Genomic DNA, 13762 nt, shown 5'->3' on the forward strand with positions numbered 1-13762 from the left:
GAATTGGAGAAAATGAAAATAAATCAGAAAAAGGCAGTTATATTTGATTTGGATGGGACACTGGTGGATTCCATGTGGATGTGGAAGACCATTGACATAGAGTATCTTGCCAGATATGGCCTGGAATGTCCCGATGATCTGCAGAGGGAGATTGAAGGCATGAGCTTTTCGGAGACAGCCTCTTATTTTAAAAGAAGGTTTGGCCTTGAGGATTCCCTGGATGGGATTAAGGAAGCCTGGGTCCAGATGTCCATTGAGAAATATAAGAACGAGGTTACCTTAAAACCCGGCGCCAGGGCATTCCTGGACTATATATGGGACAAAGGGATACCTGCCGGGATTGCAACCAGCAATGGCCGGGCCATGGTGGACGCGGTCCTGGATTCCCTGGACATACGCAGGTATTTCCGGGTGGTGGCAACGGCCTGCGAGGTGGCTGCCGGGAAACCGGCCCCGGACATCTACCTGAACGTGGCAGGACGCCTGCAGGTGGCGCCGTCGGACTGCGTGGTGTTTGAGGATGTCCCGGCCGGAATCCAGGCGGGAAAGAATGCCGGGATGACCGTGTTTGCGGTGGAGGATGCATTTTCCCTGGACATGAGGGAAGAGAAGATGCAGCTGGCGGATTACTATATTAAGGATTACTATGAATTATTAGATGGAGCGGCAGGATGAAAAACGATTATTTACCCATGAACCGTCATGATATGAGTATCAGGGGATGGAAACAGTGCGATTTTGTTTATGTATCAGGGGATGCCTATGTGGACCATCCTTCCTTTGGCACGGCCATCATATCCAGGATACTGGAGGCACATGGATACAAGGTGGGAATCATTGCCCAGCCGGACTGGAAGGACAAAAAAAGCATTGAAATCCTGGGACGTCCCCGCCTCGGCTTCCTGGTGTCGGCCGGAAACATGGATTCCATGGTGAATCATTATTCCGTATCCAAAAAACGCAGGAAGGAAGACTCCTATACGCCGGGAGGAGTCATGGGCAGACGTCCGGATTATGCGGTTGTGGTGTATTGCAACCTGATCCGTTCCGTGTATAAGGATGCGCCCATCATCATCGGGGGAATCGAGGCCAGCCTGCGCAGGCTGGCGCATTATGATTACTGGTCTGGAAAGCTGAAGCGTTCCGTGCTCCTGGATTCTCAGGCCGACATCATCTCCTACGGCATGGGGGAGCGCTCCATTGTTGAGATAGCGGATGCCCTGGACAGCGGGATTGACGTAAAGGATATCACATTCATCGACGGGACCGTGTATAAGGCCAAAAGCCTGGAGTCCGTCTATGATTACAGGCTGCTGCCTGATTATACGGAGCTTTTAAGGGACAAGAAGGAGTATGCAAGAAGCTTTTATGTCCAGTACAGCAACACGGACCCATTTTCCGGGAAGCGCCTGGTGGAGCCTTATGAGGGAAAGGTGTTCGTGGTCCAGAATCCGCCTGCAAAGCCTTTGGGCCAGGAGGAGATGGATGCGGTTTATGACCTTCCCTACATGAGGAATTACCATCCCTCCTATGAAGAACTGGGAGGTGTTCCGGCTATCCGCGAGATAAAGTTCAGCCTTATCAGCAACCGGGGATGCTTCGGCGCCTGCAGTTTCTGCGCCCTTACCTTCCATCAGGGCAGGATCATACAGGCCAGGAGCCATGAATCCCTGATAGGGGAAGCAAAGCTTCTGACTGAGGAGCCGGATTTTAAAGGATACATCCACGATGTGGGCGGCCCTACGGCGGATTTCCGGTTCCCGGCCTGTGACAAGCAGCTGACAAAGGGCGCATGCCCGGGCCGCCAGTGCCTGTTCCCTGAACCATGTAAGAACCTTAAGGCGGACCACAGCGATTATATTGCGCTTTTGAGGAAACTCCGTGCCCTGCCAAAGGTAAAGAAGGTATTCATCCGGTCCGGTATCCGTTTTGACTATGTGCTGGCAGACCCTAGCCGCAGATTCCTGAAGGAACTTTGTGAGTTCCATGTGAGCGGACAGCTGAAGGTTGCGCCGGAACATGTGGCGGATAAGGTGCTCCAGATGATGGGCAAACCGAAAAACAGCGTATACAGGCAGTTTGTAAAGGAATATAAGGAGATGAACGGCAGGCTTGGCAAGGAGCAGTATCTGGTCCCCTACCTGATGTCCTCCCACCCGGGCTCGTCCATGAAGGAGGCAGTGGAACTGGCTGAATACCTCCGTGACCTGGGCTATATGCCGGAACAGGTCCAGGACTTTTATCCCACGCCTTCCACCATCTCCACCTGCATGTATTATACCGGGTATGACTGCAGGACCATGGAACAGGTGTATGTTCCGGTAAATCCCCATGAAAAGGCCATGCAGAGGGCGCTGATACAGTACAGGAACCCCAAGAACCATGACCTTGTGGCGGAAGCCCTTAAGATTGCCGGAAGGACGGATTTAATCGGATTTGATAAAAAATGCCTGATAAGGCCAAGAAGCAGCTACGGCCAGGGACAGGGCGCCCAGGGAAGCAGACCGGGCCGGACAGCGGCGGGCCAGATGAACCAGCCGGGCCGGACCGCAAAAGGCCAGGGGAAGCAGCCGGGCCGGACAGCGGCGGGTCAGATGAACCAGCCGGGCCGGACCGCAAAAGGCCAGGGGAAGCAGCCGGGTCAGGCCGCAGCCGGCCGTCCAAAGAAAACAATCCGCAACGTTCATAAAAAGAAAGGATCCTGATAATGAAGATTGCCGTAGTAACCGGAGCATCCTCCGGAATGGGAAGGGAAATGATCATCCAGCTGTGGGAGCATTTTAAAGGATTTGATGAAATGTGGATCATAGCCAGAAGGGAAGGACGTCTTGACGAACTGGACCGCCAGGTGGGGGTCCCGCTGCGCAAGTTTGCCCTGGACCTTACAAAAGAAAAGGATCTGCGTGTGTTGGAGCGGGAGCTTTCAGAGAAGGATCCCCAGGTAAAATTCCTGGTCAATGCAGCCGGGTTTGGCAAGATCGGGACCGTGGAGTCCCTGGCCCTGGTTGATGAGACGGACATGGTACGCTTAAACTGTGAAGCGCTGTGCGCCGTGACACGTCTGGTGCTGCCCTATATGACATGCAACAGCCGCATCATCCAGTTTGCATCCTCAGCCGCCTTCCTTCCGCAGCCGGGATTTGCCATCTATGCGGCAACCAAGTCATTTGTACTCAGCTACAGCAGGGCGTTAAACCAGGAACTGAAAGCCAGGAACATTTATGTGACATCAGTCTGCCCCGGACCGGTCAGAACGGAATTTTTCGACATAGCGGAGACCACGGGGGAGATTCCCCTGTACAAGCGTCTGGTCATGGCCAACCCCAGACGGGTGGTGTCAAAGGCCATCAGGGACAGCGTGGCCGGAAAGGAAATTTCCGTGTACGGTCTTACCATGAAAGCCTTCCGGATACTCTGTAAGGTCCTGCCGCACCGCCTGATACTCAGGATGATGGAGTGGTGCAACCATATAATCTGAAGATAAGGAGAATCCCCATATGCAGACATTGACTGTGACCCCCAATGAGGCCGGGCAGCGCATGGATAAGCTTCTCGCCAAATACCTGGACCAGGCCGGCAAGGGGTTTCTTTATAAAATGATGAGGAAAAAGAATATTACCCTTAACGGGAAGAAATGTGACGGCTCCGAACACCTGGAGGAAGGCGATGAAATCCAGCTGTTCATGGCCGACGAGACCATTGAGAAGTTCCAGGCAGCCCCAAAGGCCCCGGCCCGGTCAACGGCCGGGTACGGATATAAAAAGCTGGATATCATCTATGAAGACAGGCACATATTGGTGGTGAACAAACCCTCAGGCATGCTGTCCCAGAAGGCCAGGGAGGGGGACATGTCCCTTAATGAATATATCCTTAATTATCTGATTGATTCCGGCGGCCTGCCCATAAGCCAGCTGCGCACCTTCAAACCCTCCATCTGCAATCGCCTGGACCGCAACACCAGCGGACTTGTGGTGGCCGGCAAATCCCTGGCAGGGCTTCAGGTCATGAACGGGGTGTTTAAGGACAGGAGCCTGCACAAGTATTACCAGTGCCTGGTGGCCGGACAGATTAAGGAGAAGAAACTGATAGCCGGTTTCCTGCGCAAGGATGAGGCTGCGAATACAGTGACAATCTACCCGCTGGAGGTGGAGGACAGCGTACCCATCATGACAGAGTATCTTCCCCTGGCAGGGAATGGAAACCACACGCTTCTCCAGGTGACCTTAATCACAGGCCGCAGCCATCAGATACGCGCCCATCTGGCATCCATCGGCCATCCCATCGTGGGGGACTATAAATACGGCAGACAGGACCTGAACGACGCCATGAAGAAGAAATACGGCGTGCGTTCCCAGCTGCTCCATTCCTGGCGGCTGGTGATGCCTGATAAACTGCCGCAGCCCCTGGATTACCTAAGTGGGAAAGAGATGGTCGCGGGGCTGCCGGACCAGTTTGCCAGGGTGCTTAAAGGGGAAGGGATGATCCTGTGATTCTTGACAGGAAGCCATCTTCAGGTTATGATAGTACAAGCGATAAAATGTGGACCGGGGCAGCATGTTCCAAACACCCTGGCGTAACATGAGAATGAGAGGATTTTTGAAATGGGAAAGATTATTTTGACGGGTGACCGTCCCACGGGACGGCTTCACGTAGGACATTATGTAGGCTCACTGAAGCGCAGGGTGGAACTTCAGAACTCAGGTGGGTTTGATGAGATTTATATTATGATAGCAGATGCCCAGGCGCTTACTGATAATGCGGACAACCCGGAAAAGGTGCGCCAGAACATCATCGAGGTGGCGCTGGATTATCTGGCATGCGGCCTGGACCCGGCAAAGTCCGTGCTGTTCATCCAGTCCCAGATCCCGGAGCTGTGTGAGATGAGTTTCTATTATATGGATCTGGTGACCGTGTCCAGGCTCCAGCGCAATCCAACGGTCAAATCCGAAATCCAGATGAGAGGGTTTGAGGCAAGCATCCCGGTTGGGTTCTTTACGTATCCCATCAGTCAGGCAGCTGACATCACTGCGTTTAAGGCCACCACGGTGCCGGTGGGGGAAGACCAGGCTCCGATGATTGAGCAGACCAGGGAGATTGTGCACAAGTTCAATTCTGTTTACGGGGAAACCCTGGTTGAACCGGATATCCTCCTGCCGGACAACAAGGCCTGCCTGAGGCTTCCGGGCATTGACGGCAAGGCCAAGATGAGCAAGTCCCTTGGCAACTGCATCTACCTGTCTGACACTGAGGCAGAAGTCAAAAAGAAAATCATGTCCATGTTTACAGACCCCAACCATCTGCGGGTGGAGGACCCGGGCCAGGTGGAAGGCAACCCGGTATTCATTTATCTGGACGCGTTCTGCAGGGATGAACATTTTGCAGAGTACCTGCCGGATTACAGGAACCTGGATGAGCTTAAGGCCCACTACATGAGGGGCGGCCTTGGGGATGTGAAGGTCAAGAAGTTCCTGAACAATGTGCTGCAGGATGAACTCCGCCCCATCCGTGAGCGCCGTAAGGAGATTGCCAAGGACATCCCGGCCGTTTACCGCATACTGGAAGAGGGCAGCCGTAAGGCCAAGGCCAAGGCGGCACAAACCCTGGCAGAGATGAAGCGGGCCATGAAGATTAATTATTTCGAGGATAAGGAACTGATTGCAGAGCAGGCAGAGCGGTTCCGTTCTGAGATGGAGTAGGCGTATCCGATAATTGCTTTCCGTCAAATGGAAGAATGAAAATCATTAAAATCATAAGAGGATTCCTGAAACCATAGGGATCCTTTTTTCTTTATGATATAATGTGTTTAAAGTATTTTTATTGGAGAGGAAGCGTATGGGACAGTCAAGGGTAATGAGATTTACGTTCACAAAGGCGGAAATCAGGGAGTTTGCAGCCAGGATGACGTTGGCTGCTTTGCAAAAGCTGTGGATTTTCTGGATTTTATTCATTTTGTACATGGCAGGGGAGCTTATCATGACAGTGGCTTTGCAGAGGTCCTGGCAGGGTTTTGTCCTAAGCCTTATAAGCGGGGGGAGTGTTTTGGCAATCCTCCTTGTTGTCATGTACCTTATCAACTATTGCCAGGCGCTTAAGGCAGGCATGCTGGAGCCGGCGGCCTACTGGATTGAGGATGGCTGTCTGTGCTGTGAAAAGAACAGGACCAGGATACCCTGCAGTGATTATGTGCGCCGCTGGGAGAGCCGGCACCTGATAGTCCTGGGATGGGAAAGCGGAAGATATAATTTGGCAGCGACCCCAATACCGAAGCGTGTGTTTGGGGATAAGGGGGAAATGGAAGCCTTCCTGTCAGCCTTTTGTCCGGCTGCCCATGCCGCCGGCCAGGAACATGCAGGCGGGGGAAGGTTTAATTATTATTTCAGGATGGATCCCGGGTCCTGGGCACATGCCTATATCCAGATGCTGCAGGCTGTCCGTGTTTTAAGGGCGCCCCGCATCAGGAGGATCCGGTGTATCCTGTTTTTTGTCTTAACCGGGTTCTATATACGGACTCTCATGACAAGCCCGCTGTATGGCATCACGCGCTTCATAATCCATGCCCTGCCGTATCTTATCATAGGCATTGTCATATATGCCATGGGAAATCCATGGCCAAGTGAAAAGGCGTACGCCAGGTTCTCTGGACATGGACGTCTGGGGAATGACGGGACCGGCATCTGGGAAATGGCTTTCATGGATGAAACAATCAGGGTCCGTAAGGGGCAGCAGCTGTTTGACTGCAGCTGGCAGGATTACGCATATCTGATGGAGTCCGATGATACGTTCCTCCTGGTCCGCCTGTGCGGCGTGCTGCAGGCCCAGTTCCTGCCGGTTCCCAAATGGGTATTCAGCGGCCCGGAGGAGATGCAGGCCTTTGCCAGGTTCTGCGGGAGCAGGGGCGTGACCATAAGGAAGGAACGGATTCAGACATCACTGAAAAGGGAAAAAGGGAAATGGATCATATGCGGGGTCCTGCTGTTGGTGCTTGTGGTTTTTTATGCCCAGCTCAGGATTGCTTATTCCATTGCCGCCGGTTCGGTCCAACAGAGGATGGAACGCCTGGTGGAGGATGGGTCATTGGAAAAAGGGATGGAAATGGAAAAAACAGGGCAGCGGGGAACCATGGAGGCCTTTGTTTTTGACCCGGCGGATTATCCGGACTATGTCCCCATTGAAATCCAGGTGGAGGTGCTTAAGTCCCTTGGGATTGACGGACTGGAGGAAGGGACTGTGGAGGAATACAAAAAGTGGATGGAGCAGGACCCGTGGAGCCGGGCCTTCATGGAGGGTTATCCATATTATTCCCTGTTATCAGGAATCGGATCAGGGGAGTATGACGAGGAGACGTATGAGAAGACAGGCTGGTCAGGAACCGTGTACTGGTTTGATTTTGAAGGCTGGGATATCAGTGAGGATTACATTGACATCATGAAAGGGGTACAGGCCATTGGAGGGGATGATTTTATCCTGTCGGATATGGAGGAGGACACGTCCGGGGTGGACTGGGAAAATGGAACAGGCACCATTGACGTGACCTTTACCCTGGACGGCAGGCCGCTAAGATTTTGTGCGGAAATGGAGAATGACTGGATAGACAGTTCGTTCCTTCAATTCCTGGGCCGCTCCCTTATGGAGGGCGGGAAGGAAAAACGCCTCTATTACATGGGAGACAATGGCCAGGGGGCAATCCTTTTTTATAATACGCCTGAGTGGGCGGCAATGTTTCAGGAGAAGACCGGTATCGAACTTCTTGAAGCCGGTGGATGACTGCAGGAATCTGATAAATGGAGAATCTGATAAAAAGTCCTTGACCCTGACCTTAGGTAAGAGATTATACTGAATCCAGATCCGGATCAGGTAAAACAGAAATTGAATGGAGGAGCAGGAGCATGCTGACCATAGGACAGATGTCAAGGGTTTGCGGTGTGAGTGTGAAGACGCTGCATCACTATGATAAAATCGGCCTTTTGAAACCACAGAAAACAGATGAAACCAATGGATACCGTTATTATGAGGATTCCCAGATCGGTACCATGCTGCTTATCGGAAGGCTGAAACGGTATGGCTTTACACTCACTGATATTCAATGCCTGTTGACCGTCAAAGATAGCAGGGAGCTGCTGCGCCAGATGCATCAGCAGAGATTCCGCCTGGAGCGGCAGATGGAGCACATTTCCATTACCATCAGGGAGATGGGCTATCATCTGGAAGAATTCGAAAGGACAGGTGATATCATGAGTTATCAGAATAATTATGAGATAGTGGTAAAGGAAGCAGGGGAGCAGGTACTGGCCACCCACAGGCAGAAGATGTCAGTGGAAGAGTTCGGCACCTATTATGGGAAGATATATGAGAAGATTGCCAGGGAACACCTGGAAGTCAACGGCATTGTGATGGCGATATACCATGACCAGGAGTTTGACCCGGCCTTCAGCGATATTGAACTGGGTGTGGGAATTACGGAGAGGGACAAGGCGGACTTTATTTTGCCGGGCCACCTCTGTGCAACCACGATTCACAAAGGCGCGTATTCCGGTCTTCCTGACGCATATGGGGCCATTGTGGCCTGGATTAACGCTAATGGGTATAAGATGGACGGAATGCCCTATGAAATCTATCTGAAGACACATTTTGACAAGCTTCCTCCGGAAGAGTGGGTGACAGAGATATTCTTTCCTGTCAGGAAGTAATCAGGGCGTATCAGGAAATTGCTTTCCGTCAGCTGTGCGTCCCGCCTGGTGGTTCCTTAGGGCATATGGCGGGAAGGGACTGTCAGGCATGATCTGGCAGGGATGGGGCCGGTCTTTTTTCGTCAGGAAGACCGGTCCTTTTTTAATACCTGGATCCTGAACGGATGGAGTACTGGTAATATTTTCGATTTTCTGAATATATCCTTAATATGCCTGTCCTTCCATTGACTGGAAACCCTGGGCACCATATACTTAGTTCATGAGGAGGTTGTGCGATGAAAAAGGTGTCGGGTTTATGAAGGAACGCCTTACCACACATCCGTATTTGTGAATAAGGAAGGAGAAAACGGCTGGACAGCCCTTGACTGGGTTAATGCCGAGACAGGGGGAGACAGATGACAGGTACAGTACCGCGCGGACAATCAGGATGCCGGGGCAGACTATTCAGCACCCGGGATATGTATGATATTGAGAGGACAGAGGGGCTTTTTGTGGCAGCGGTCCGTGAAAACTGTGCATTCCATTACAGGAACTGTCCGGAATACAGGAGGATCCTTGATTATACCGGATTCAGACCGGAATCCATAGAAGGAATGGGGGATATTGCGGGAATTCCCTTTCTTCCCACCCTGTTTTTTAAACGCCACGCAGTCTTTTCCATGCCGGAGGATAAAATCAGGACAAAAGTCCTGTCTTCCGGCACATCCGGAATGTCCAGCTGTATCGGATATGATGCGGGAGCCATGGCCTGCGGGGTATATATGGGACTGAAGGTGGCTGCCAGGAGCCGCCTTGTGTCTGCCAGACCGGCTAATTATATCATTCTTGGATACCGGCCCCATAGGGATAACCCAACAGGAGTGACAAGGACCATGTTCCTGTCTACCTTTTTTTCGCCTGCCCTTAGACGTACCTATGCCCTGGAATGGAAGGACGGGCAGTATTATCCGGATATGGATGGGATTGTCCGGGAAATGATAAGGTGCAGCAGATCCTCCTTCCCGGTACGGATACTGGGGTTTCCGTCCTATACATGGTTTGCCTTGAAACTACTGGAACAGAAGGGAATCCGCCTTTCCTTCCCCAAGGGTTCCCGGATTGTGCTGAGCGGGGGATGGAAACAGCACGGGGCAGAGGAAGTGGATAAAAAGGTGCTCTACCGCCTTGCAGGACAGGTGCTTGGAATCGGGGAGGAGGATATCGTTGAGTTCTTCAGCGCGGTGGAGCATCCGGTCCTTTATTGTACCTGTAAGAACCATCATTTCCATGTCCCGGTCTACAGCCGTGTCATCATACGCGATGTGGATACCCTGAAACCGCTAGGCTATGGAAAGCAGGGACTTGTGAACCTGGTGACGCCCATGATGAAAGCAACGCCCATACTCAGCGTGATGACAGATGATCTGGGAGTGCTTCATGAAGGGGCAGGATGCGGATGCGGCATAGCCTCCCCTTACCTGGAACTTAAGGGGCGGGCAGGAATCCGGGAAATCAGGACGTGCGCGGCGGGGGCAGAGGCGTATCTGCGCGGGCAGGAGTGGATGCTTTAGGAGAGAGGGGGAAGGAACTGGGACATGATTCTGGCAAATGGAAAATTATACGATTCCGGCAGGCAGGGAGAGGTCCTTGCCTGTATGGAGGAGCGGATTAACAGGACCATGGAAGGGAAACATCTGGAGGCGGACATGGTGATATCCGCCCTGGCCTGTCTGGGACAGAAGCTGGAACAGAGGTACGGGTATCCGCAGGCCGCAGGAATGTTTAGCCGTGAAGCCATGGAGGACAGGCTTATGCGGGAGCTGGGGTATGCCCGTCCATATGGTTCCGTGAAGCCATCGCCCAATAGCCGTATCTCCACCCGTGTCATGCCTCTTGGAACCCTGCTCCACATCGGGGCAGGCAATGCGGATTTCCTTCCGGCTTACAGTGTGGCAGAGGGCCTCCTAACCTGTAATGTGAACATACTGAAACTGCCGGGCGCGGACAGCGGGGCGTCCTTGGAAATGCTGCGCATGCTCATTGATATCCAGCCGGAACTGGCTGATTATATCTATGTTTTTGATACCTCTTCTAAGGACAGGGATGCGCTGATGCAGCTGGCAGGACTGGCAGACGGAATCGTGGTGTGGGGAGGCGATGGGGCGGTTACCCAGGTAAGGAGCCTGGCGCCTCCCGGAATCAGGCTGGTTGAATGGGGACATAAACTGGGCTTTGCGTATATTTCAGGATACACGGACAGGGAAGCGGAACTGGCTGCCCTGGCAGGGCACATGATGGCCACAAAGCAGCTTTTGTGTAGTTCGTGCCAGACCGTATTCATTGATACGGAATCTTATGAGGAAATCCTGGAGTTCGGAAGGGGATTCCTGGATTACCTGGAGCGGGCCGCAGACAGATTTCCAGGCAGCAATCCTATTGTGGCAGGCGCAATCAGTCTCAGACGTTACAATGATGAACTGGAGCGGATTGTTTATGGGGAGGGCACAGGCGGGAACAGGATATTCCAGGGAAAAGGATGCAGCGTGACCGTATGCGGCGATATGGAACTGGAACTGTCCCCTATGTTTGGGAACTGCCTGATAAAGCGTCTGCCCAGAAACAAGGCGTTTGGATGCCTGCGCCGCCATAAAGGACATCTGCAGACAGCAGGACTTATATGTGCAGGTGAATGCAGGGAGGAACTGGTGAAGCTTCTGTGTTCCTGTGGCGTGAGCCGGATTACAGACGCGGGAAGCATGTCAGCCTTATTTGCCGACGGGACGCATGACGGGGAGTATCCCCTGAGACGTTATGTCAGGTTCGTGGATGTGGAGGACCCTGGTACAGACCTTTGCAATGAACGGTGAAGACGGCGTCCGCTGTCTATGCAGGGCTGTACTGGTCCTCGATGGGAGGCGGTATTCCTGCAGGGAGTGGGCTTTATGGCCAGGACTGCCTATACACAGGAAAGGAGGATGGGATGTGAAAAAGCCTTTTCAAACAGGAATCAGGGCTGTCCTGGCAGTTATCTGCATCGGAGCAGTCCTGGCAGCAATTTACGGTTACGGTATATTACAGGGCTGGTTCCTGCTTAATAACCCTTCCAGGAAACTATATCCAATCCGCGGCGTGGATGTATCCCATTACCAGGGCGAGATTGACTGGGCTGTCTTAAGCGGACAGGATATACGGTTCGCATATATCAAGGCCACGGAGGGAAGCAGCCATACGGATGGGAGGTTCCTGGAAAACTGGGACCATGCAACGGTTACGGATTTGAAGGTGGGGGCCTATCATTTCTTCAGTTTCGACAGTCCGGCAGAGACACAGGCAGAACATTTTATTAAGACCGTCCAGGGGTTTGACGGGATGCTGCCGCCGGTTGTGGATTTTGAATTTTACGGTGATAAAAAAGCCAGTCCTCCCCCGGTGGAACCGACGGTACAGGAGCTGTGGGTCATGCTGGGGAAACTGAGGCAGCATTATGGGATGACGCCCATACTCTACGCCACGGAGGAAACCTACCATATGTATCTGGAGGGACGCTTTGATGAATATCCCCTTTGGATACGCAATGTGACGGGGCAGCCGGATACGGATACGGACTGGCTGTTCTGGCAGTACAGCAACCGCGGGCGGCTGGACGGATATACGGGGGATGAGCGGTTCATTGACCTGAACGTGTTTGCAGGAGACGAGGTGCAGTGGGCTGAATTTACAGAAACAGGGGGACAGACAGATGAAGCGGAGGGGCAGGACGGACTGGAGGATTAGGACAGGCCAGGAAAATGACTTGAGAAAAAACAGATGTTCTGGTATACTGATGGAACACGGGAAAATGACTTTGACCGGAATGTTTTTTTGAAAGGAATGTATCTGCATGGGAACCTGGAACACAAGAGGCTTAAGGGGATCCACCCTGGAGGATTTAATCAACCATACCAATGAAAGCTACCGGGACAGGCATCTGGCGCTGATCCAGAAAATCCCCACGCCCATAACGCCCATTGAGATTGATAAGGCAAGCAGGCATATAACGCTGGCGTATTTTGACCAAAAGAGTACGGTGGATTACATAGGGACCGTGCAGGGAATACCGGTATGCTTTGATGCAAAGGAATGCGCGGCTAAGACATTTCCCCTTCAGAACATCCATCCCCATCAGATCCAGTTCATGAAGGAGTTTGAGGAACAGGGCGGGATTGCGTTCATCATCCTGTATTTTACTAGCCTTAACGAGATGTATTACATGCCCTTTGAGCATATATATACCTTCTGGAAGCGGATGGAGGACGGCGGACGCAAAAGCTTTACCTATGATGAAGTGGATAAGGCGTGGAGGATACGCTCCTTTCGGGACATGCTGGTGCATTATCTGGAGGGGATACAGAAAGACCTGGACAGAAGGCCGTGACGGATGGCAGGACCTTGCTGCCAGGTCTTTTATGGATTATGGGCGGAGCAGTTTTTCATATGCAATCTTGTCGCTGTTGTCAAAGGTGACCACGCCGCAGTATCCGTATCCGTTCTTTTCCAGGAGATGCCTCATGATGGCATTGTCCTGGTCCGTATCGATTTTAATGCTGTATATGCCTTTTGAAAGGCAGAGTTCCTCGGCATGGCTGAACATGAGGGATGCAAGCCCCCTTCCTTTGCAGGTATTGTCGATGGCCAGTCTGTGGATCACGGCGTAGGGCTGATGGCTTTTCCAGGTCCCCCGGAGGGATTCGTAACATGTTTCACCATCAAAGGAAATGCAGGCATACGCAATGATACGGTCCCCGTCTGTCATCACATATCCGTTGTTGTTCCTGATATCATCTGCCACGGAATCCCGGTTGGGATATTCCTTCTGCCATTGGTCCACCCCCTGGTCCCTGAGGAACTGCCGCGCCTCTTTTATGATTTCCCAGCAACGGTCAATTTCCTTATCCGTGGAGCGTCTGAATGCGGGACGTGTTCCTGAATGTGTTTCTGATTGTGTACCTGCCATGTGTTTTTCCTCCTTTGCTATCTTGGGATTGACCTTAAATGTAAATAAAAGTATAATATAGTGGAATGTAGGAACCAATATATTGGAAGTCTACCATATTGTA

Annotated in this window: 12 protein-coding genes; 11 read left to right on the top strand and 1 reads right to left on the bottom strand. The window is 52.3% G+C overall.

The window, feature by feature from the left end; all coding sequences use genetic code 11:
- The first annotated feature begins 12 nt into the window (after positions 1 to 12).
- The 11 genes from MCJ35_RS08815 to MCJ35_RS08865 all read left to right on the top strand — a co-directional run bounded on the left by MCJ35_RS08815 (position 13) and on the right by MCJ35_RS08865 (position 13080).
- Positions 13 to 675 carry an HAD family hydrolase gene (locus tag MCJ35_RS08815; RefSeq protein WP_025482016.1) on the top strand — a complete coding sequence of 221 codons (663 nt, stop codon included), beginning with the start codon at positions 13 to 15 and terminating at the stop codon, positions 673 to 675.
- Complete coding sequence (locus tag MCJ35_RS08820) at positions 672 to 2705, top strand: YgiQ family radical SAM protein (RefSeq protein WP_240299442.1); 2034 nt, start codon at positions 672 to 674, stop codon at positions 2703 to 2705. Before MCJ35_RS08815 ends, MCJ35_RS08820 begins: the two co-directional genes overlap by 4 nt.
- Before the next feature lie 2 nt (positions 2706 to 2707).
- Entirely contained in the window at positions 2708 to 3478 is a 771-nt protein-coding gene (locus MCJ35_RS08825) for an SDR family NAD(P)-dependent oxidoreductase (RefSeq protein WP_025482015.1), read from the top strand.
- Between the two features lie 19 nt (positions 3479 to 3497).
- Positions 3498 to 4490: an RluA family pseudouridine synthase gene (locus MCJ35_RS08830; protein ID WP_025482013.1), complete on the top strand. Its 993-nt coding sequence runs from the start codon at positions 3498 to 3500 to the stop codon at positions 4488 to 4490.
- A 111-nt stretch (positions 4491 to 4601) separates the two neighbouring features.
- Positions 4602 to 5696, top strand: coding sequence for a tryptophan--tRNA ligase (gene trpS, locus MCJ35_RS08835; RefSeq protein WP_008725539.1), 1095 nt, complete (start codon positions 4602 to 4604; stop codon positions 5694 to 5696).
- A 136-nt stretch (positions 5697 to 5832) separates the two neighbouring features.
- Positions 5833 to 7764, top strand: coding sequence for a YcxB family protein (locus tag MCJ35_RS08840; RefSeq protein ID WP_025482012.1), 1932 nt, complete (start codon positions 5833 to 5835; stop codon positions 7762 to 7764).
- 122 nt (positions 7765 to 7886) lie between these two features.
- Positions 7887 to 8687: a MerR family transcriptional regulator gene (locus MCJ35_RS08845; protein ID WP_008725542.1), complete on the top strand. Its 801-nt coding sequence runs from the start codon at positions 7887 to 7889 to the stop codon at positions 8685 to 8687.
- A 395-nt stretch (positions 8688 to 9082) separates the two neighbouring features.
- Complete coding sequence (locus MCJ35_RS08850) at positions 9083 to 10237, top strand: LuxE/PaaK family acyltransferase (RefSeq protein ID WP_025482011.1); 1155 nt, start codon at positions 9083 to 9085, stop codon at positions 10235 to 10237.
- A 24-nt stretch (positions 10238 to 10261) separates the two neighbouring features.
- Positions 10262 to 11533 carry an acyl-CoA reductase gene (locus MCJ35_RS08855; protein WP_025482010.1) on the top strand — a complete coding sequence of 424 codons (1272 nt, stop codon included), beginning with the start codon at positions 10262 to 10264 and terminating at the stop codon, positions 11531 to 11533.
- Positions 11534 to 11648: 115 nt separating this feature from the next.
- Positions 11649 to 12440, top strand: a complete 792-nt coding sequence (locus MCJ35_RS08860; protein ID WP_025482009.1) for a glycoside hydrolase family 25 protein — start codon at positions 11649 to 11651, stop codon at positions 12438 to 12440.
- A 106-nt stretch (positions 12441 to 12546) separates the two neighbouring features.
- Positions 12547 to 13080: a Holliday junction resolvase RecU gene (locus MCJ35_RS08865; protein WP_008725553.1), complete on the top strand. Its 534-nt coding sequence runs from the start codon at positions 12547 to 12549 to the stop codon at positions 13078 to 13080.
- A 36-nt stretch (positions 13081 to 13116) separates the two neighbouring features.
- On the opposite strand, the gene MCJ35_RS08870 is transcribed toward MCJ35_RS08865, so the two are convergent.
- Positions 13117 to 13659 (bottom strand): GNAT family N-acetyltransferase, encoded by a 543-nt coding sequence (locus MCJ35_RS08870; protein ID WP_008725554.1) that lies wholly within the window; start codon positions 13657 to 13659, stop codon positions 13117 to 13119.
- Between the last annotated feature and the right edge of the window lie 103 nt (positions 13660 to 13762).

Origin of the sequence: Enterocloster sp. OA13, assembly GCF_022440595.1 — a bacterium.
GTDB lineage: Bacteria > Bacillota > Clostridia > Lachnospirales > Lachnospiraceae > Enterocloster > Enterocloster hominis.

Excerpts from the sequence above, each read along its gene's own strand:
- MCJ35_RS08815 (WP_025482016.1), top strand. The coding sequence starts at position 13 with ATGAAAATAAATCAGAAAAAGGCAGTTATATTTGATTTGGATGGGACA.
- MCJ35_RS08820 (WP_240299442.1), top strand. The coding sequence starts at position 672 with ATGAAAAACGATTATTTACCCATGAACCGTCATGATATGAGTATCAGG.
- MCJ35_RS08825 (WP_025482015.1), top strand. The coding sequence starts at position 2,708 with ATGAAGATTGCCGTAGTAACCGGAGCATCCTCCGGAATGGGAAGGGAA.
- MCJ35_RS08830 (WP_025482013.1), top strand. The coding sequence starts at position 3,498 with ATGCAGACATTGACTGTGACCCCCAATGAGGCCGGGCAGCGCATGGAT.
- trpS (WP_008725539.1), top strand. The coding sequence starts at position 4,602 with ATGGGAAAGATTATTTTGACGGGTGACCGTCCCACGGGACGGCTTCAC.
- MCJ35_RS08840 (WP_025482012.1), top strand. The coding sequence starts at position 5,833 with ATGGGACAGTCAAGGGTAATGAGATTTACGTTCACAAAGGCGGAAATC.
- MCJ35_RS08845 (WP_008725542.1), top strand. The coding sequence starts at position 7,887 with ATGCTGACCATAGGACAGATGTCAAGGGTTTGCGGTGTGAGTGTGAAG.
- MCJ35_RS08850 (WP_025482011.1), top strand. The coding sequence starts at position 9,083 with ATGACAGGTACAGTACCGCGCGGACAATCAGGATGCCGGGGCAGACTA.
- MCJ35_RS08855 (WP_025482010.1), top strand. The coding sequence starts at position 10,262 with ATGATTCTGGCAAATGGAAAATTATACGATTCCGGCAGGCAGGGAGAG.
- MCJ35_RS08865 (WP_008725553.1), top strand. The coding sequence starts at position 12,547 with ATGGGAACCTGGAACACAAGAGGCTTAAGGGGATCCACCCTGGAGGAT.
- MCJ35_RS08870 (WP_008725554.1), bottom strand. The coding sequence starts at position 13,659 with ATGGCAGGTACACAATCAGAAACACATTCAGGAACACGTCCCGCATTC.